This is a genomic window from Mesorhizobium japonicum MAFF 303099 (assembly GCF_000009625.1).
Lineage (GTDB): Bacteria > Pseudomonadota > Alphaproteobacteria > Rhizobiales > Rhizobiaceae > Mesorhizobium > Mesorhizobium japonicum.
The window spans coordinates 774,986-793,742 of record NC_002678.2; the positions used below are offsets into that span (position 1 = coordinate 774,986).

The window sequence follows — 18,757 nt, forward strand, 5'->3', positions numbered from 1 at the left end:
GAGGTGATGTAAATTGGGTGCAGTGTTGCTGTTCAAGCACACAGACCCATAGAAAAAGGCACCGCTTACGCGCTATTGGAGTAAACAGCATTTCACAATAGAGAAGTATTTTCTTCAGGCGGAAAGAACTGGAGCCGATTCAGCCGCCAATCCAGCCGAAAGCTCTCTCTGTACGGCCAGGAAAAACCTGCGCACTTCATCGCTGGCGGTGGCTCTGTCTCTGCCCGACCCGACAACCAGGTCAAGCAACTCGGCTGCTTTAGCCCTCCAGAACGAGGCTGCAGGCTCGCCATGCAGATTGTCTAGCTTGGCTGCAACTTCCCTGACCAAGAATAGCTGCCGGTCGATCGGGAATGCACGGACTTTTTCTGGGGACATCTTCCAAACCATGAACTGACGCAACGAATCAACCATTGCTGAACAAGCAATGGCGTAGCCGCCAAGGTGGAAACGGAAGCTTAACGCCGCTGTCGATGCGTCGCCGTCGGAACGAGATGCACGTGATGATCCGCGCACGAGGTCATCACGTACATTCAAGCCAAGTTGAAAATGGAGTTGGCTGGTCGGGAGGGTAAAGCTGCCCTCAGGCCTGCAGCGCGCTTGCCTCGCCGCCACGCTTGCGCGGCGCCATCATGTCACTGGCCATCAGTCCGGTGACACGGCAGAACGCCATGAACGCCCGGCAGGCATCCTCGGTCTTGACCACGTCCACCGTGGCGCCGAAGCAGGCATTGAAGGCTTTCTGATACACCGGTCCCTGCCGGCGCGCCGGCCAGTCCTGGAGAAAATCCAGCGCCTGCACGACGCTGTAAATCTCCTCGACGGGCAAGCCGGGGCCTTGCGCAATGCGCACCGGTACCTCGAATTGCAATCTATCCATCCGCAAATCTCCCGAACCGGCGTCGCCCAGGCAACGCCATTCATCGTCAAAAGTTGCTTTGCCCGGTCAGTGCCACGCAAATGTGTCGTCACTGCGGAAACGGCCGTTTTTTGCTGCAAACAGGCCAAGGAAAGTCCTGCCGGCACCAGCCAGTCCGGCAGAACTCTCCCGCTCGACGGCGCCACTATTGATTGGCCGGGTCGGTCTCCGCATCGAAAGCCATGCGCACCACCGTTAAGAGAACATAGGCCGACGGCAAGGCGAACAGGGCACCAAGGACAAGCGCCACGGTTCCCGACAGATAGAGCGTCTCGGCGACCGCCCAATAGACGGTTCCGATACAGATGAAGGCCTGGACGGACAGAAAGGAAGCAGCCGAGGCCGCCCGCGTCAGGCTTTTGAATGTCTTGATACGTTGTTGCATTGCAATCATCCGGAAATGGCGCGCGCCACGCCACCCATGCGCGGCTGAAGCCGCCGCACGAGTCGCGACGCGAATGGCTTGGAAATGGCGGTGAACGTGCGGTCCTGGACCGCTCAGGCCTGCGTGGACGGCGGCGCACGCGGCTGGTTGGTGCTCGCGCCAGGAGCGGAGACCGTGCCAGATCCGGCAACAGGTATGGTCGGGGAAATCCGGTCCAACCAAAGGAAAACAGCTTGCGGAGCCGGCAAGGCCGGATGACCGCCGGCGAACTTGGCTAGGACCGGCCGGGCTGTGCGAACCTCCAGCGCCTGCGCCTTGTTTGTGACACGCAGCAGCGCCGCAACCTCACCCGACCCTTCCAGGCCAACGCTGGCGCCAGCCTGGCCAGGGTCCGCGAAAGTGGGGACATCAGGCCCGCCGAGGCACAGCATCGCCAGCAGCACCAGGCCCATCAGACATGAGCAGGCTGCCGTCAGTGACGCTTCAAGCGGCCTGGCACGCTTGGGTAATGGACGCGATCTCCAGAACATACGCCCGCCCTAGCGCGGGATGGCCGGAAAGGAAAGCAACCGTGCAAAACCGATAGAAATTGCCCCGACGAGACGAATATCCCGCCGGCTAAGGCTGCATCAGCCAGTTCTTCCTTGAACCTTTTGCCCTCAAGTGCCAAATCTTGCGGGATATTCACGCCAGCACTCCTGCAGCGCCCACCCTTCTATACGGACAAAATGGTCACCTATCTCGACGCCGCCACGGCCCCTCTCAGAAACACCGGCCAGATCCGCCTCTATGGCGAGGATGGTTTTGCCGGCATGCGCAAGGCATGCGACCTCACCGCGCGTTGCCTGGACGCGCTGGTGCCGATGGTCGGGCCCGGCGTCACCACGGACGCCATCGACCGTTTCGTCTTCGAGTTCGGCATGGATCACGGCGCGCTGCCGGCGACGCTCAACTATCGCGGCTACACGAAATCGTCCTGCACCTCGATCAACCATGTCGTCTGCCACGGCATTCCCGACAACAAACCGCTGAAGGACGGCGACATCGTCAACATCGACGTCACCTACATTCTCGACGGCTGGCATGGCGATTCCTCGCGCATGTATCCGGTCGGCACCATCAAGCGCGCGGCCGAACGCCTGCTCGAGGTCACCCATGAATGCCTGATGCGCGGCATCGCCGCCGTCAGGCCGGGTGCCCGCACCGGCGCCATCGGCGCCGCCATCCAGACTTTTGCCGAGGCGGAGCGCTGCTCGGTGGTGCGCGACTTCTGCGGCCACGGCGTCGGCCAGCTCTTCCACGACGCCCCCAACATCCTGCACTATGGCAGCGCCAATGAAGGCGTCGAGATGCGGCCCGGCATGATCTTCACCATCGAGCCGATGATCAATCTCGGCCGCCCGCATGTGAAGGTGCTGTCGGATGGCTGGACGGCGGTGACGCGGGACCGTTCGCTGTCGGCGCAGTACGAGCACACGATCGGCGTGACCGACACGGGCTGCGAGATCTTCACGCTCTCGCCCAACAACCTCGACCGGCCTGGCCTGCCGGCCTGATATTTTAATACGTCGGGCGACCGCTTTGCCCGACTGGCTAGCTGGATGCGGGGGCTGATGGGGAAGGCCAGCGACGACGACGAGCGGAGTTTCTTCGCCGAGGTGCCGGTTCGGCCAGCCGCGAAGGCGAGGCCTGCTCCAGCCGAAAAACCTGGATATCTCGGCCACCGCGACCGTTTGCGCGAGCGCTTTGCCTCGGCGGGTGCAGACGCTCTGCCCGATTATGAACTTCTGGAACTCTTGCTCTTCCGGCTGATCCCGCGCGCCGACACCAAGCCTGCCGCCAAGGCGTTGCTGGCGCGCTTCGGCACGTTGGCGGAAGTGCTTGGCGCGCCGGTCAACCTGCTGCAGGAGGTCAAGGGCATCGGCCCGGCGGTGGCGCTCGACCTGAAGGTTGTCGCGGCGACAGCGCAGCGCATGGCGCATGGCGAGGTGCATGGCCGCGAGGTCCTTTCGTCCTGGACGCAGCTTCTTGCCTATTGCCGCTCGGCCATGGCCTTCGAGGCGCGCGAGCAGTTCCGCATCCTGTTCCTCGACAAGAAGAACGCATTGATCGCCGACGAGGTGCAGCAGACCGGCACTGTCGACCACACGCCCGTCTATCCCAGAGAAGTGGTCAAGCGGGCGCTCGAACTGTCGGCCACCGCGATCATCCTGGTGCACAACCATCCCACTCGCCTCTTTTTGATCACGCACAATCACGCATTAGCACATTGATATATATCGTTTTTTCGACTTGTCGCAGAGTCGGATATCGTGGCATATTGGGGTCGGTTTTAGGGGGATCGAAGGCCCGTTTGGACCCAACCACAGACCCCTACTACCCGTCAGCCGATCCCACTCGAAAGCCTACGGGAGACCCCAGTGCCAAGCCTTACCGATGGAGAGATTCGCCGCGCTTTAAAGCAGGTCGAGGAGACCGGAAAGCAGCAGAACCTTGTCGATGGCGAGGGTCACGGAACAGGCCGCCTCGTTCTCGTGATAAAGCCGATGCCGACCCGCGTAACGGCGGACTGGATGGCCCAGCAATGGCGAGACCAAAAGCGTCTCAAAAAAAAGTTCGGCTCGTATCCGTCAATGGGCCTCAGCCAGGCTCGCGAGATTTTCAGACGCGATTTCGCCGACATGATCCAGAAGGGACGCAGCATCAAGATTGCAGGCGACACGCGACCCGGCACGGTCGCCGATCTGTTTGAGGCTTACGTCGCGTCGCTCAAGGCAGATGGAAAACCGTCCTGGAAGGAGGCCGAAAAGGGATTGAACAAGATCGCCGATTCGCTCGGTCGCAACCGCCCTGCCCGTGACATCGAGCCCGATGAGATCAGGGACATCATTCGACCGATCTATCAGCGAGGCAAACGGTCCATGGCCGATCATGTTCGCAGCTATATTCGTTCGGCCTACAGTTGGGGGCTGAAATCCGAGCACGACTACCGCTCGACCTCTGTCCGTCGCTTTCGTCTCGTCTACAATCCGGCTGCTGGTATTCCGACAGAACCAAAAAACGTTGGAACGCGTTGGTTGGACGAAGAGGAATTTGTCCGTCTCTATCGCTGGCTCGAATATCCCGATGCGCCGGTACATCCCCCTTACACGCGTGCAGTAAGAATTCTTATGCTGACCGGCCAACGCGTCGAGGAGATTGCTCGGCTACACGTCGATCAATGGGATGCCGCTGAGTGCATCATCGACTGGTCCAAGACCAAGAATGGAAAGCCTCACGCCATCCCCGTGCCCAAGATCGCGGCCGAGCTTATCGGGTCGATCAAGCCGAATGAATTTGGTTGGTTTTTCCCATCCGCAACCGACCCGTCCAAGCCTGTCAGTCATGGAACGCTCTATTCGTTCATGTGGCGACAGCGCGATCGCGAGGTCATTCCCGTCGTGACAAACCGCGATCTCCGGCGAACCTGGAAGACGCTTGCCGGCAAGGCAGGTCTCTCGAAAGAGATCCGAGACCGATTGCAGAACCACACTCTGCAGGACGTCAGTTCCAAGAGCTACGATCGCTGGAATTACATGCCGGAAAAGCGTGCTGCCATGGCCCGGTGGGACAAGTTTGTCCGCGAGCTCGTGACGAAGAAGAAGCGTAAAGTCGCCCTTAAGGAAGCTGCATGAGCTAGCAACTGCTTTTTTGGCGTTTGAGACGGGACAGGGCCGACTTGATTTCTAAAATTCAGCCGGTTTTGGAAGAACGGATGTTTCCGCGAACGATTTCGCAGTTTGGCGTATATGTTCCGCAGCCTGTTCCGCCTCGACTGAGTCTACGAGTTGGGCTGCTTGCTGTAGATGCCTCGTTATATCAGCGCGAGTGGTGAAGCGGTCCAACTCGCACGGCTGCAAATCGCCCGCGATAGCTTTCAGATCGCGCAATACGGAAGCGATGTGTGGCCAAGGGAAATCGGTCGGATCGCCGATGTCACGGTCCGCTCCGACGATCACCTCCAACTTGGCTAAGATGCCAGGTAACGACAGAGCTGGAACCTCTGGAAGCGCATCTTGAAGTTTGAGCGCTTCGGTCATGGCTAAGACTTCGGCCTCCCGAGCAACAGCGTACTGAATGCCGTCCGGTGCGATCACTGGCATGGGCTGCTTTTTCATTTCGCCTCTGGTCAATGCCTGAATGCCGGTATTGCAGATAATTCTCGTCTCCAACCGCTGCTGGACCCTGCAAAGCACCAGAGATGTATGTTGGGCACGATGCCATGCGGCCCACAGGGCGAGTGCTGGGTCATGTTTCACTGCTGCTGATTGCGCCATCTTGGATTCCTCCAATTCGACATGGCTGGGTCGTATCTGAATTTAAGATAACTGGAAATCAGATATAATTGAAGCCCTCATCTGGAACTGGATGAGGCCGGTGGTGAAAACGCTCGGAACGCTGCGCCACAAGTCATTGATCACGATGCTGATTGCAAAGCGTGAGGCTAGCGGGCTGACACAGACCGAGCTCGCCGAAAAGCTCGGCGAATATCAGTCGTTTGTCGCTCGACTCGAAAGCGGCCAACGCCGCGTCGACGTAGTCGAATTCATCGATCTGGCGAAAATCCTGGGGTTCGACCCTTCTTCAGCCATCAAGAGATTGGCAGCAGAACCAGACTGAATCTAGCTGAGACGGTCCCAACCGCTCGCGAGCGCGCCACACAACAGCGCCGTAGCGAGCGAGCGGCGGCTTTGCGCCTATTGCGGACTTAGAGTTCAACCCTGACCCGTCTTGAAATCAGTCGGTCCACGCGCCGTTAAAGAGAAGCTATTAAATCCGGTGCGAAAAATGTGCTGTGTGCGCTACAGCCCGCCTGATGGCTTCACTATCGCACCCGTGGTGCGGAGCGTCTCGGGTAAGGGTGGGATCGTTTAGCAACGGTGTCCTTCGACTACCAAAGCCAAAAAACGAAATTGTGCAATGCACAAATTCATATTGCATGTGCGAGACGTCTAGTTTAGCTTCCACTTTTTAAGCTATCACTTATCGAAGTGAGGAGCGGCATTTGGCAGTTCGCAACATCTGGCTTGATGCAGCCAAAGGCGTCGGGATACTCCTCGTGGTGGCGGCACATGTGGCTGGTGAAGGGCCACAACAGCGTGACATAATCTTCGCAAACGCCGTATTTTTGTTCCACATGCCGCTGTTTTTCGTGATTTCCGGGTACGTTTACAAACCGAGGGACCGTCAACAGCTGTTTTGGAAGAAATCAGCCAGCCTTGCAGTACCGTACATTTCGTTCTTGATGGTTTTGACGATAGCAGTCGTAGCAAGGCGGATGCTCCTAGGTGATCCTCCCGCGCATTGGGAGCTACGAGCAATGGCTATCAACGAGATCCTTGGCGGCATGCGGCTTGGGCGGGATTTCGGCGTATTTTGGTTCGTGACCTGCCTGTTCTTTACCCAGCTGATTTACAATGACGTCGCCCGTTGGGCTAAAAATCCTGGGAGCAGACGAATGTTGGCTTTCGTCGGGTTTTCCATGATTTCGGGCTACCTAATTCAGGCCGTATTGCCCTTGAACCAGTCACCTTGGGCCTTAGCCGCGGTTCCGATGGCTCTGTGCTGCTTTTGGTTCGGTGACTTGCTTCGAACCTTTCAATTTTCGCGGCGAATTCGATGGACTTTCATTGCGGCTGTAATGGCCTTGGCGCTAATCGCCTGGACGAGCGGCGCGGACATCCAGTTCAATATGAAATACTCAATTTTTGGTCCGCCGGTTGTCGGGCTTCTTATTGCGCTTGGGCTCTCTCTTGCAGTGCTCGATCTCGTGAGAGAGGCGGCCAAGATCGAGAAATTGGCGGCGCCCGTGGCAAAGCTGGGGGAGGCTTCGCTAGTGATCATGTTTCTCCACCAGTTCTTCCAGTTCTCCTTTCGCGATTTCGGGATCACGAACGAGCTTGTGATTATGTTGGCAGCGGTGTCGGGACCGCTACTAATTTACCAGTTCCTGAGACGATCAGCGCTGTTGGCTCCGTGGTTTTTGGGAACAGGCGATGGTGCGCCGGGTCGTTTGATCAACTGGCTCCGTAACGGACTGGGTTGGCGTATACGGAATTATCGAGAATGGCTCTTTGAGCTTGCAAAGCCTTATGTCGCGCATCTGCTGATCGCGGTGCGATGGCCGCTTAGAAGGAAGGGCCGTCCGCACGGACTGCCAAGCGATCTGGTTGTGTCATTGACGTCGTATCCGGCACGATTTCCAACTCTCCATCTCACGCTGCGTTGTCTCCTGTCGCAAACGATCGCGCCCGATCGGGTAATTCTCTGGGTCACATTAGAGGACGCAAAACATCTCCCTAAGTCAGTAAACGAACTGAAGCTTCATGGTCTCGAAATTCGGTTCTGCAAAGACATTCGCTCATACAAGAAGATCGTACCGGCGCTTCTGGCCTTTCCCGCGGCATACATCGTCACTGCAGATGACGATGTCTACTACTCGAAGCGTTGGCTGGAGCAATTGGTCGAAAAGGCTGGCGAACGCACTGTCGTCTGTCATCGAGGTCACGCTGTAGCCTTGAATGAGAGGGGACGCATCGAACCATACAGCGAGTGGTCATTCGATGTTGCAGGCCAATCTGAAATGCTATTCCCGACCGGTGTCGGAGGGGTTCTTTATGGTCCCAAATCCCTGTCACCAGAAGCGACCGATGAGGAGACATTTACCAGTCTGTGCCCACAAGGCGATGATATTTGGCTGTTCTGGATGGGCCGTCGAGCAGGTAGTACCTACGTTAAGACGTTGAACCATTGGACCGAGCTTTCCTGGAGGGGGTCGCAAACGTCTGCCCTTCATCTGACAAATGTCGGCACGGGGCGAAATGACGAACAAATTCGGAAAATAACCGAGCGCTATGGCCTCCCTGCCTTTGCCCCCCTTTCTTCTGATAAGATCCGTCGCCTGCCTTTCACGGCTGAAGAAATGATAGCCAGGATTCAAAAAGCGCTTGATGCGAAAGGTCTGCTCACTGCAGAGGAGAGTCGGTCTTTATGGACAAAGGCATCCCAGACAAAGCCCGATTGATCTCGACCTACTCACAAACGGAGGCGGCCATTCTCTTATCTCATGGCCTGCGGATAGGCTCATCCCGTTCCAACTCAAAGCAATCCGATCAGCGCTCGACTTTCAACCGGCGTTGAAAAAAAGATGGCCAAGGCGCCCAGGCTGCGGAGGGTATTCGACGGGCGAAATGCGAGGAATGGGGAAGCCCAGGACCATGAACCATAAGGATCCCAACTAAGGCCTTCGCGGCGGACGGCATGATTTATGCAGTCATCGCAACCAAGTTGGGCATCGGTAAAGCGCGGCATGCATTGGCCCTAGACCGGGAATCTTAAGGCAAACTGGCCGGCGCCTGCAACCTTCTCTGCGGCTCAGTCGTCACAGACGCTATTAGGCCGCTAACCAGCAAACCTGCGTGAAGAGGCCGTTTCAATTACCTATCCGCGGCGGGGCACAGGCTCAGAGAAATACTGAGTATCCGATGCGCTCGATGAGTTTCCAGCAAACTACGAATGTCAACAGGGCTGCACAGAACACGGTTGAAGCTGTCAAAGCAAAACCGCCACCCACTCTGTCCTGTCTCATTATCGGCTTCCGGAATTCGAGGGCGGGTTTCTCGATGACGTGCCACGAAAAGGCTGCGAAGGCTACCAGTAGTGGTAGGCCGATAAGGATTATCGCAACTAGGCTATTACCGAGGTTGTATCCGATGAACTGAAAAACGGGCCAATGATATAGATATATCCCATAAGAATAATCAGCGCTGGCGAGAACGAATATTCGTTTTGGATTCGTAAGGCCCAAAAAAACGGTGCAGTAGGCCACCGGAATCGACGCAAAAGTTGAAAGTGGGCTTTCTGTGAACAGCAAGGCACAAGATATTGCAAACATCAAAATGAACAATGCAATCGACCATGGGAGCAACTTCTTAAAAAAGAAAATCATGACACCGGCAACAAAGCAGTTTACGAGGCCGAGACCGTGGCCTAAGCCGGTGCCGACACCTGCGTACATCTGTGCTCCCCAATGATGAGTCAGCCCCCAGGCTACTAGGACGAATGGCATCGACAACGCTGAAAGTAAAAAGAGTGCACGGCTATTGCGAGCGCCCACAAGGGCGAGCAGACTTAGGGCAATGTAGCACAGTAATTCATAGGGCACGGTCCAGAGTTGAGCGTTTACCAAATTGCCTGCCACTGCATTTTTAAAAACTCCGGGCAGCGTGTAGTGGATTTCCCCGGTGACGTTTAAGAGATAACGCCAAAACTCACCGCTAGAGAAATACTGCGATAGCGGTACGGTTGTCACTAGTGGGCCGAGAATGAGCGCTGAGAGTAAAACTTCGACGCTGAGTGCTGGAAAAATCCGAATAACTCTGAGCCCTAGGAACGCGCTAAGCGTGAGGCATCGATCAAGGCTTCCGGCAACAAGGAAGCCGCTTAGTGCAAAAAACATCGGGAGAACAAATCGGCTGACTTCCCATATATGGTTATTATACCAGAACCCAAGCCCAGCATCTCCGTAAGCAATCTGGGGGATATGCCAAACCGCTACAAAAAGAGACAGGCATAATCGCAGATAGTCGAAGCCAGCCGGACGGTTGTTGGTAACGTCCATCCTCTCCTGAATATTTTGAAGTTGGAGCAAAACGCCTCCGGCATGGCACTGCGAGTTTGTTGCGCTGCACCATAACAGGCGCGTCTCTCTTCGCAATGCAAAAACGGGCCGGCGCCTTTGCCGCGCGGCTTGGCCCATCAAGGGGGCCATCCAGCGTCCTTCACTACAAAGCGCGGTATCTTGTTGGTATCACCGTCGAACACAGACGGGGAGTGTCAGGCGCAGCACTAGCGAAGACGCGACCGCGCGGTCCGCTATTTGCTTGCGAACGTCGGAAGCCGCCCGTCTGCATCCGGCCCATTCCCAGTCATTGAACCTGCCCCAGAGAAAAGTGTTCAACATTGACAGCAACGTGCCACTCCATCGCCACTAGTCGCTGTTTTTTCGTGATGCGCTGGTGTGCCATGAGACTGGATCGTCAATCCATCGATTGACATCGGATTCCCGCCAGCCCGCCCCGTTGATGCTTATCTTGATCTGAGCGGGGAACGTGCCTTCGGCGATCTTGCGATAGATGGTCGAGCGGGACAGACCGGTTCGGGCAAGGACGGTACTGAGACGCACAATACGATCTGACTCGGGCATAGCTTGCCTGCTTCAAAGTGGTTGTTGCTAGACACGACGAACCGAATGCTGGACGCAATCAGGTTTGTCGCTTCAGCCGCCAGCGGCGTGAAAACGGCGGCAAATCGGAAGGGTGTCAGAGCCCAAGGCCCCGCCCCTTTCCGATGCCATGGCTGAATGCCAGTTCCGCACCAAGGCGCCGGCCGGAATCGATCTTGATGCCAAGCTCGCGTTTGCGATTTGCCAGTAGGGATTCAAGTTGCGGATCGCGTTCGAGGCTTTTGGCCATGTCGGACATGGCCGACCGCGTTGACTTGTAGCCGGACATATCGCCAGCCTGGTATTGGCGCTGGCCCGTGCGGTCGAGCTTTTGCCAGCGTTCAACAAAACGGTCGGCGCGGCGGCCGGGATCGATGTCCATCCCAGTGCGGATTTCCGTTTCAAGCTGGAGAGCCAGCACGATGCGGCTGACGCGGCCGGCCCCCGCCTCGCGGACAAGTTCGGGATTTTTCACATAGGCCGCTTCGGCATCGCGCCAGCCATACGGCCGCACCTTCTCGAAGGCGTTGCGCGCGTCCCTCAGTTCGCGCATCAGGTCGGAACTGCCCCGCCCGTCCGCATTTGCGTTGTGCGACATCGCGTCGAGCGCGCGCGCGTGACGCACGAGCGCTTTCGTACGGGCACTGCGCAACGCCGCTTCCGGGTCCATCGGCAGATCCGTGTCGCGCTGCGCACCCGGCCCTGGCTTCTCCCTTTCCGGCGTGGCAGCGTCATCTGCGATTTGAGCTCCAACATTTTCCCTTGCCGGCCTGCGCCCAAGGTCCTGGCCGGGCTCCACGTCTCCAGGCGAGCGCAACCCGTCGATCAGCCCGCCGATCCTGTCGCGCAGCTTCTCCGGAACGATCCGGCGCACGATCTCGACCACGCGCTCGCGGAACGTGATGCCGCGCCGCTCGGCATAGCTCTGCGCCGGATCGATCTGCTCGTAATCCGACGCCATGTCCTTGGCGCGATCGCGTGACAGTGTGCGGACCAGTCGGTCCCGCGTACTGAAGTCGTCGCCGCCATAATGCAGGTCCATCGCGTCGCGATGCCGCGACAGGGCAACGTAGCTGCCATGTGCATCCATGCCGGGCGTAGCGAGCACATGGGTCCGGTCAACGGTCATGCCCTGCGCCTTGTGAATGGTCGCGGCATAGCCGTGGTCGATGTGGGAATAGTCCTTCAGGTCGAACCGCACCAACCTGCCGTCATCGGTGCGCACGGTCATGCTCTGTGTGCTGACCTGTTCGATCATACCGAGTGTTCCGTTCCTGACGCCGAGCGCGCGCTCGTTGCGCAGGAACATGGCCCGGTCGCCGCTGGCGAAGTTTCTTGGGCCGCGTTCGACAGTCACCTGAACATCGTCGCCGAGATCGCCTGCAGCGTGCATGCGCTCCCGCGCTGCCTGGTTCAAGGCATGTACCTCGTCGTTTGTATGGGTGAGAATGATCCGGCTTGCCTCGGGATGCGCCTGCCTGTCGCGATCCCAGCGCTCGACGAGTTCACTTCGCGCGTCGTCGCGCGTTGCAGCCTGATGCACCATGCCTTGCGCGTCGTAGGCGTTGATCGCGGCGCCTATCCTACCGGTTGCCAGATCGCGCGTGGCATCGCGCTGCCAGTCCTCGCGCTGCCGACGCACCTGGCCGATTTCGACGCCGCCATGACGCTCATGGATGGAACGGAATGCAGCGCCGGCTTCGATCGCCTGCAACTGTTGCGGGTCACCAACCAGCACGACTTTTGCGCCAACGTTCGCCGCATGGGAAAGCACGCGCTCCAACTGGCGCGTGCCGACCATGCCGGTCTCATCGATCACCAGGACATCGCGCGCGGTGAGCAGATCGCGGCCCTGTCCCCAGCTATGCTCCATGCTGGCGATCGTGCGTGAGGGGATGCCTGAACCGCCTTCCAGATTCTCGGCGGCGATGCCGGAGAGTGCCGCACCTCGAACCTCATAGCCCGCTGCTGCCCATGCCTGGCGCGCAACGCCCAGCATGGCGCTCTTACCCGTTCCGGCAAAGCCGACGACGACACCAAGACCGCGGCCGTCGGTGATATGCGCAAGCGCATCGGTCTGCTCGCCCGAAAGGATAAGACCGCGTTGCGCAGCCCGGGCCAGTACTGCCTCGCGATATGCGTCACTCACCGCGTGACGCTCGTCCAAATCCATACGCTCCGCAGCGCGGTGAAGGCGCTGTTCGGTGTCGATCATCTGCCTGGTGGTGAAACGGTCTTCGCCGCGTCCGTCCTTGCCGAGTTCGACCAGATGGGGTGCGTTGCCGATGGCTGCCACGACCGCGTTGAACTGCTCCATTCCATCGCTGTGGCGATGCGAGAACTTCGCGATGTCTTTTCGGGTGAAGGTCGATTGCTGATGCGTGATGGCATCGAGTGCCACGGATGGATCGGCAATGATGCGCGCACCATTGTTGCGCGCGATCTCGCGATGCAGTTCGGCGCGATCTGCTTCACTATCGCCAGCAGCAAGGCCACTGCCCTCGATGCGTTGAGCCGGTGCACCAATCTGGGTTTGCGGCTCCAGCGCAATGCCCTGCGCTTCCAGACTGCGATGGTCTATGCGTGCGTCGATATCGAGATCGGCCAGGCGCTCATTGGCCAGCTCCGCCCACCGCTCGCGCCAGCGCTCGACCAGCTGGGTAGCATTCCAGCCTCGAACCTTCGCCCCAAAGCCATTCTCGTCGACGGCCCGCATGGTCAGCATGACATGAGCGTGCGGCTTGGGACTGCCATCCTCTGCCCTGTCCCAATGCACATTGAGATCGGCGGCCATGCCCTTGCTGACAAACTCGGCCTCAACAAAGTCGCGCGCCAGTTCGATGCCTTGCGCCTGGCTCAGTTCACGCGGGAGCGCAAACTCGACCTCGCGGGCAAGCTGCGCATCCTTGCGGACCTCGAAGGCCTCGACATCGTTCCACAGACGTTCGCGGTCGCGCCAGGCCTCTGGCGCATCCTCCGGCAGCATCACCTCGGAATGGACGACGCCGCGCTTGGCGGAGAAGTCGTGCGTACGTTCGATCCGCTCGTCACGCAGCCGCGAAGCCGAGCGGTACGCCGCAGACGCCACAGCACTGCTCCCAGCCTTGCGGCCAATGACCTTGACGTGAAGATGATAGATCGCCATCGCGACCAGATCATTTGCACGTCAAAGCCCACGTCGGCACGACGTATAAGCGCGCCCTCCCTCGAAAAATTCTCGGGATGGACCAGCCCGTCCCGGGCTGTCTCTGCAAGCCTGAAGCCTTCCGGCAGGCGCTCCCCTATCATCCCCACATCGACAACCGAAGGAGATAGCCATGCGAAAACCACGGGACTTCGACTCGGAACTGAGGGCGCTTGAAGAAAAGGCGCGCGAACTAAAAGCGCGAAAAGTGCAGCAGCTTGGCGAACTGGTGATCGCCACCGGCGCCGACGAGCTCAGCACCGACGAGCTGGCCGGCGCGCTGGTCGCGATCACCGAGACCAGAGACGCGGCAAAGCGTGAGGCATGGGCAAAGCGTGGGGTGACGTTTTTCGAAAGCCGGTCCCGGCGAACTCCTCCGGCATCTCAGCGCAACCCTCGCAGCGCTCCAGCGCAACCGGGCGGCCCACAATCGCCGGCGAGCGGCACGGGCTCGGCATGATATGCGCACCTGGCAGGTCGAACGGCGCAAGCGGACCCGGCATCTGATCGAGCTCGGCGGGCTCGTCGTCAAGGCAGGCATCGTCGAGCTTACCAGCGACGATCGCGCCATCATCTATGGCGCGATGCTCTGGATCGCTGCCAAGATGCAGAGCCATGAAAGCGAGCATGCGCGCGAGCTGTGGGCCGCGAAGGGAAAGCAGGCTTTCGATGCGAAATAGCGTGAAGAGCAAATGGGTCAGCGATCGGAGCGTTGGTCGGCGCGAGGGCGGCGGCGCGAAGCCACGCATAGCGTAGTCCAGCCCGCACTGCGCCAGCGGCCTACATTGCGTTTAAAGGTGTGGAATGTCTCAATTGGGGCGATTGCAGACTGTCGCCTTCTGACGACGGCAAGAAGGTAGCGGACGTTCATTTTGCTCGTGCGCAGCACCGAGCTGGCCCGAAGCGAGCACGCTAGTCGCATTGGCGAAATCCAGATACAACGGCTAATCTTCGACCTCGGCAAGTTCGGAGCGCACAGCGGAACCGGCGTCTGGCGCACGGTGTATTCGCCCGAATGGGTCGCGGCAGCCGACCAGTTCGCTGAATGGTGCAGAGAAGCGGGTTTGGCTGTGCATAGCGACGCGGTCGGCAACGTCTGGGGAAGGCTTGAAGGCGAAGAGCCCGGCCCTTCGATCGTGTCCGGATCGCATATCGACAGCCAGACGCCCGGGGGGCGCTATGACGGTGCCTTGGGCGCGATCGCCGCGCTGGTCGCGGTTGACGCGCTTGCAAAGCAGTTTGGTAAGCCCCGCCGCACATTGGAGGTGCTGGCACTTTGCGAGGAAGAGGGAAGCCGTTTCCCTGCGGCAAGTCTTTGGGGCTCGCGTGCCATAACCGGCTGCATCGACCCGCGCGAATTTGACGAACTGGTAGACGGCGACGGTGTTTCGATTGGCCAAGCGATGAAGGCTGTCGGACTTGATACCAACGACCTCGGCAAGGCGCAGCGCGACGACATTGGCACGTTCATCGAGCTCCACATCGAGCAGGGTCCCGTCCTCGAAGCCGCCGGTCTTGGGGTCGGCCTCGTCACCGCAATCAATGGACTGCGTCACTACCGCGTGGAGCTGGCCGGCGAGGCAAATCACGCCGGCGCCTTTCCGATGGATGCGCGCCGCGATCCGATGGCGGGGTTTGCGGAAATCGCCGGCGGCCTCATTTCGACGGCGGAACGTTGGGGAAGGCCGGCGGTAACAACCGTGGGGCAAGTTAGCGTCGAACCCAACCTGCCCGCCATCATTCCTGCGAAAGTCACTTTCATGATCGATGCCCGGCATCCTGATCCAGATGCTGTGCAGCGGCTTTATACCCTGCACGAAAATCTGATCCATGAGGTTGCGGATCGTCGCGGCCTGAAAGTGAAGATCACGGTGGTGGAAAACCAGGTGCCTCTGATCTGCCACCCCGAAATCGTCACGGCAATCAAGGCAACAGCAGAGGAGCAGGGCATCCGGCTAAGCAATCTGTCCAGTGGCGGCAGCCACGACACGCAGCAGATGTCGAGGATCGCCCGTGCCGGGAGGATCTTCGTCAGAAGCAAGGATGGTAGGAGCCATACCCCCGAAGAGTTCTCTTCGATCGATGACATCGTTGATGGCATTAAGGTGCTTGCGGGTACGCTCTACAAGCTGGCCTATTGTTAAGCACCTGCTATGCGGAAAAATTTCCAATGAACCCTTCTCGCAGCAGGCCGGCACGCCAACCCGTATTAACGAGATCTCAGAGTCTCCTTCTCGTATCCCCATGGCAAACTCCGGCGACAACTCTTTTGGTTGCATTGGTGATCTTCGCGTCGGCGCTGGCCGTCAGATACTAAGATATTGTTTTTGATCAAATCTCAATCCGCCGACCCTCTGCTCAGTCTTCAAGAACTAGCTCTATCGTGCTCGGGTCGTGCACAGCGCTGCGGGCGGCTTTGCAGCCGGCAGCGTGAGAATCCGACCAAGCCGAGCCCATAGTCATCGGGACGTCTGCTTTTAGGCGGACCCAAAGTTGACCTCAACGACCGGGTTCAGGCGCAAAGCTGCCATTCCTCCGCGCGCCAAAACTGAACGAATCCACGTCAAAAGGCAACCACTTCCGGCGGACTTAATTAAACGGTCGCGATTGTCGAGGCCCGGAAAGGCCGTTAAGGGGCCGTGTATGGACGGCTCTCCGTTGGCAAGGGATTTTTGAGGCTTTTGCAGTCGCTGGTTGGTGCGGCCATGTATCCGACCTGTAGGTGCGGCCTTTCATGTGCCGCTGGCCATAATGCCATACGCGCGGCTCAGGTCCCGATCGTAAGCTCGCACTCGAGGTGCACGGCCCCAGTGGGTTTTCCTGATCCGGCGGCTTCAACCGGCTTTGTGCATTAGCTCCTGTGCGCCCTTTCCAACCTCGTCGGCGATCGCTCGCCCTGTCTATCCTATGCGAATGTCCGGCTCCCTGTAGCGCCCGCCGTTTGTCATCAATGCCCAAACCATCCGGGCTGTCTTGTTGGCCAGCGCAACCGCTGCAACCTTGGTCGTTCGCCTCGCCATCAACTGCATAAGCCATGTCCTCCTGGTTCCGTTCCGCTCGGCATAGCGGATGACCGCCATAGAACCGACCACGAGCAGCTGTCGCAGGTAGCGATTACCAGCCTTGGAGATGCTGCCGAGCCTCTCCTTGCCTCCGCTCGAGTTCTGCTTTGGAACGAGCCCGATCCAGGCCGATAGACAGCGTCCCGACTTGAACGCATGCGGATCGGCGACGGTCGCTATGAACGCGCTCGCCAGCAGCGGACCGACCCCGGGGGCGGTTGAGCATTAACCGCACCCGGTGCAGCATCATCACGCTTTGCTGCTCGGGCGACTTTACCGGAACGAAGCGCATGGTCGGTCGGGTCACCGCCTCGCAAATGGCCTCTGCATCGGCCGCATCATTCTTCTGACGCTTCAAATAGGGCTTCACATATTGTGCCGGCAGCAGCCGAACATCGTGGCCTCGCGCGATGAGCTCGCGAGCCCAATAGTGCGAGGAGCTGCAGGCCTCGATCCCGACCAGGCATCTTGGTAGCCTCTCGAAGAACCCTAGCACGCGCCCGCGGGTCAGCTTCCTGCGAACGACAACCTCGCCCGCCGCATGCACGCCATGGATTTGAAACACGGACTTCGCGATATCCAGACCAATCGTCATAACGTTGCTCATCATAGCGCTCCTCCATCTCTGATCCCGCGAACATACCGCAGGGAGGGAGGAGAGCCGTCCACCGCATCAAAAGCTGACAGGCAGGTTCCAGGCGCGAAATTCCCTTTAACGAGGCCGCTCAGTGCGGCTCTTAAAGGACCCTAGAATCGATCGCTCAACTTGCTGTGCCACGAGCGTCTCTTGCGCCACAATTCCTGAATCAACCGCCCCAGATACAGGAGGCGACGCCTCAGATGTTGGCCAGCGTAACCTGCATCGCGATAGTCAGTGATGAATTTTTCGACACTTGCACGCGTGGGCGCCGCTTCAACTTCGTGACCGTTAAGCTGCAACCTCTTGACGGTCCTGGCTCTTGAGTAATGTGAACCGCCGATGACCACAATTTTCATGTCGGTTCTCCTCGTCAGCATTGAAGTCCTGAAGGCTAGATCGGCGGTCGGCTTTGTCCCAGCGGGCACTACAAGAGCATGGCCTTTCCAGGGCTGGAAGCGAGTGCCTGAATGGAGGTGGGGTACGACGTCGAGGAGCAGGAATGCCTATGCCGAGGCATAAATCGGAGTAAACAATTTTAGTCTGATTGCCGCGCGCACTACGCCTGACATGCGGAAATGTCAGCTGTGACCATCCAGCCCCCTGGCAATATGCATGGCGTCCTCGCCATCCAGCCAGCCCCTCGCTCTGGAGATGATCAACGAAAGTATCGGACACGTCAGCCCTCGGCACGATGGCTCACATACCGCCACGACTGCAATAGTCTTCTCCGCAAGAAAACTCGAAGAGCGTCGCCTTTGGTTGCTCGATATATGCAATCGCCAAGGAGGCTACTTTTCGGCAACGTAGGAGCCGCCATTATGGCCGATATTCTCCAAAGGGAATCTGGCAGTGCCGAACACGCAGTGGCCACCGAGGAACTGACCTCGGTCGAGGTCGACGTCTCCGCTCTAGCGCCGGGAACGTCGGTGGTTGTCAACTGGAACGGCAAGCCCGTCGTCGTGCGACACCGTACCGAAAAAGAGCGAAAGGACAGTGAGGCGGTCAATTTGGCCGACCTCAAGGACCCGATTGCGCGCAATGCCAATCTGCCGGCAGATGCTCCGGCAACCGATGCCAATCGCGCCGCGCCCGGGAAGGAAGCATGGATTGTGATAGTCCAGGTTTGCACGCATCTGGGCTGCATCCCGTCCTACAAAGAAGGCGATTTCGGCGGCTGGCTCTGTCCGTGCCACGGGTCGCAATACGACAGCGCCGGCCGCGTTCGCAAAGGACCGGCACTTGAAAACATGGCGGTGCCGGAGTTCCAATTCATCTCCGATACCAAAATCCGTATCGGCTAAGGCG

17 protein-coding genes and 1 pseudogene are annotated in these 18,757 nt (G+C 58.8%); 9 read left to right on the forward strand and 9 right to left on the reverse strand.

The genetic code is table 11. The features are described from left to right. Positions 1-114: 114 nt before the first annotated feature. From MAFF_RS40540 to MAFF_RS04930, 3 genes are all read right to left on the reverse strand, one after another. Entirely contained in the window at positions 115-537 is a 423-nt protein-coding gene (locus tag MAFF_RS40540) for a DUF6074 family protein (RefSeq protein WP_244420718.1), read from the reverse strand. Between the two features lie 46 nt (positions 538-583). Continuing rightward, the gene (locus tag MAFF_RS04925; protein ID WP_010909782.1) at positions 584-880 is read right to left on the reverse strand and encodes a DUF982 domain-containing protein; all 297 of its coding nucleotides are present in this window, start codon (positions 878-880) and stop codon (positions 584-586) included. 184 nt (positions 881-1,064) lie between these two features. Further along, on the reverse strand, positions 1,065-1,304 hold the full coding sequence (locus MAFF_RS04930) for a hypothetical protein (protein ID WP_167316193.1): 240 nt from the start codon (positions 1,302-1,304) through the stop codon (positions 1,065-1,067). 728 nt (positions 1,305-2,032) lie between these two features. Here MAFF_RS04930 and map point away from each other — a divergent pair. The 3 genes from map (at position 2,033) to MAFF_RS04950 (ending at position 4,978) form a co-directional block, all read left to right on the forward strand. Next, entirely contained in the window at positions 2,033-2,860 is an 828-nt protein-coding gene (gene map, locus MAFF_RS04940; protein WP_010909784.1) for a type I methionyl aminopeptidase, read from the forward strand. A gap of 57 nt (positions 2,861-2,917) precedes the next feature. Next, on the forward strand, positions 2,918-3,577 hold the full coding sequence (locus tag MAFF_RS04945; protein ID WP_044547750.1) for a JAB domain-containing protein: 660 nt from the start codon (positions 2,918-2,920) through the stop codon (positions 3,575-3,577). Between the two features lie 147 nt (positions 3,578-3,724). Next, positions 3,725-4,978, forward strand: a complete 1,254-nt coding sequence (locus MAFF_RS04950; RefSeq protein WP_010909786.1) for a tyrosine-type recombinase/integrase — start codon at positions 3,725-3,727, stop codon at positions 4,976-4,978. Between the two features lie 51 nt (positions 4,979-5,029). On the opposite strand, the gene MAFF_RS04955 is transcribed toward MAFF_RS04950, so the two are convergent. After that, on the reverse strand, positions 5,030-5,620 hold the full coding sequence (locus MAFF_RS04955) for a hypothetical protein (protein ID WP_244420719.1): 591 nt from the start codon (positions 5,618-5,620) through the stop codon (positions 5,030-5,032). 91 nt (positions 5,621-5,711) lie between these two features. On the opposite strand from MAFF_RS04955, the gene MAFF_RS04960 reads away from it, so the two are divergent. Then, positions 5,712-5,963 carry a helix-turn-helix domain-containing protein gene (locus tag MAFF_RS04960; RefSeq protein WP_010909788.1) on the forward strand — a complete coding sequence of 84 codons (252 nt, stop codon included), beginning with the start codon at positions 5,712-5,714 and terminating at the stop codon, positions 5,961-5,963. A gap of 385 nt (positions 5,964-6,348) precedes the next feature. Beyond that, positions 6,349-8,367, forward strand: a complete 2,019-nt coding sequence (locus MAFF_RS36850) for an acyltransferase family protein (protein WP_010909789.1) — start codon at positions 6,349-6,351, stop codon at positions 8,365-8,367. A gap of 438 nt (positions 8,368-8,805) precedes the next feature. Here MAFF_RS36850 and MAFF_RS04970 read toward each other — a convergent pair whose 3' ends face one another. The 3 genes from MAFF_RS04970 to traA all read right to left on the reverse strand — a co-directional run bounded on the left by MAFF_RS04970 (position 8,806) and on the right by traA (position 13,711). Next, positions 8,806-9,963 carry an acyltransferase family protein gene (locus MAFF_RS04970; protein ID WP_157865908.1) on the reverse strand — a complete coding sequence of 386 codons (1,158 nt, stop codon included), beginning with the start codon at positions 9,961-9,963 and terminating at the stop codon, positions 8,806-8,808. A 369-nt stretch (positions 9,964-10,332) separates the two neighbouring features. Next, complete coding sequence (locus tag MAFF_RS04975) at positions 10,333-10,548, reverse strand: helix-turn-helix transcriptional regulator (protein ID WP_044547753.1); 216 nt, start codon at positions 10,546-10,548, stop codon at positions 10,333-10,335. Positions 10,549-10,663: 115 nt separating this feature from the next. After that, complete coding sequence (gene traA / locus MAFF_RS04980) at positions 10,664-13,711, reverse strand: Ti-type conjugative transfer relaxase TraA (RefSeq protein WP_010909791.1); 3,048 nt, start codon at positions 13,709-13,711, stop codon at positions 10,664-10,666. A gap of 172 nt (positions 13,712-13,883) precedes the next feature. Here traA and MAFF_RS04985 point away from each other — a divergent pair, with 172 nt between their 5' ends. The 3 genes from MAFF_RS04985 to MAFF_RS04995 all read left to right on the forward strand — a co-directional run bounded on the left by MAFF_RS04985 (position 13,884) and on the right by MAFF_RS04995 (position 15,894). After that, positions 13,884-14,210: a conjugal transfer protein TraD gene (locus tag MAFF_RS04985; protein ID WP_044547756.1), complete on the forward strand. Its 327-nt coding sequence runs from the start codon at positions 13,884-13,886 to the stop codon at positions 14,208-14,210. 1 nt (position 14,211) lies between these two features. Next, entirely contained in the window at positions 14,212-14,430 is a 219-nt protein-coding gene (locus MAFF_RS04990) for a conjugal transfer protein TraD (RefSeq protein WP_010909792.1), read from the forward strand. 198 nt (positions 14,431-14,628) lie between these two features. Beyond that, entirely contained in the window at positions 14,629-15,894 is a 1,266-nt protein-coding gene (locus MAFF_RS04995; protein WP_010909793.1) for a Zn-dependent hydrolase, read from the forward strand. A gap of 756 nt (positions 15,895-16,650) precedes the next feature. Here the strand turns inward: MAFF_RS04995 and MAFF_RS05000 are convergent. Both MAFF_RS05000 and MAFF_RS36590 read right to left on the reverse strand, forming a co-directional pair. Further along, positions 16,651-17,419 (reverse strand): annotated as a pseudogene (locus MAFF_RS05000) (IS110 family transposase). A gap of 140 nt (positions 17,420-17,559) precedes the next feature. Beyond that, the gene (locus MAFF_RS36590; protein ID WP_157865910.1) at positions 17,560-17,808 is read right to left on the reverse strand and encodes a hypothetical protein; all 249 of its coding nucleotides are present in this window, start codon (positions 17,806-17,808) and stop codon (positions 17,560-17,562) included. 414 nt (positions 17,809-18,222) lie between these two features. On the opposite strand from MAFF_RS36590, the gene petA reads away from it, so the two are divergent. After that, positions 18,223-18,753 carry a ubiquinol-cytochrome c reductase iron-sulfur subunit gene (gene petA / locus MAFF_RS05010; protein ID WP_010909796.1) on the forward strand — a complete coding sequence of 177 codons (531 nt, stop codon included), beginning with the start codon at positions 18,223-18,225 and terminating at the stop codon, positions 18,751-18,753. Positions 18,754-18,757 lie beyond the last annotated feature (4 nt).

Excerpts from the sequence above, each read along its gene's own strand:
- MAFF_RS04925 (WP_010909782.1), bottom strand. The coding sequence starts at position 880 with ATGGATAGATTGCAATTCGAGGTACCGGTGCGCATTGCGCAAGGCCCC.
- MAFF_RS04930 (WP_167316193.1), bottom strand. The coding sequence starts at position 1,304 with ATGCAACAACGTATCAAGACATTCAAAAGCCTGACGCGGGCGGCCTCG.
- map (WP_010909784.1), top strand. The coding sequence starts at position 2,033 with ATGGTCACCTATCTCGACGCCGCCACGGCCCCTCTCAGAAACACCGGC.
- MAFF_RS04945 (WP_044547750.1), top strand. The coding sequence starts at position 2,918 with ATGGGGAAGGCCAGCGACGACGACGAGCGGAGTTTCTTCGCCGAGGTG.
- MAFF_RS04955 (WP_244420719.1), bottom strand. The coding sequence starts at position 5,620 with ATGGCGCAATCAGCAGCAGTGAAACATGACCCAGCACTCGCCCTGTGG.
- MAFF_RS04960 (WP_010909788.1), top strand. The coding sequence starts at position 5,712 with ATGAGGCCGGTGGTGAAAACGCTCGGAACGCTGCGCCACAAGTCATTG.
- MAFF_RS04970 (WP_157865908.1), bottom strand. The coding sequence starts at position 9,963 with ATGGACGTTACCAACAACCGTCCGGCTGGCTTCGACTATCTGCGATTA.
- MAFF_RS04975 (WP_044547753.1), bottom strand. The coding sequence starts at position 10,548 with ATGCCCGAGTCAGATCGTATTGTGCGTCTCAGTACCGTCCTTGCCCGA.
- traA (WP_010909791.1), bottom strand. The coding sequence starts at position 13,711 with ATGGCGATCTATCATCTTCACGTCAAGGTCATTGGCCGCAAGGCTGGG.
- MAFF_RS04985 (WP_044547756.1), top strand. The coding sequence starts at position 13,884 with ATGCGAAAACCACGGGACTTCGACTCGGAACTGAGGGCGCTTGAAGAA.
- MAFF_RS04990 (WP_010909792.1), top strand. The coding sequence starts at position 14,212 with ATGCGCACCTGGCAGGTCGAACGGCGCAAGCGGACCCGGCATCTGATC.
- MAFF_RS36590 (WP_157865910.1), bottom strand. The coding sequence starts at position 17,808 with ATGAAAATTGTGGTCATCGGCGGTTCACATTACTCAAGAGCCAGGACC.
- petA (WP_010909796.1), top strand. The coding sequence starts at position 18,223 with ATGCAATCGCCAAGGAGGCTACTTTTCGGCAACGTAGGAGCCGCCATT.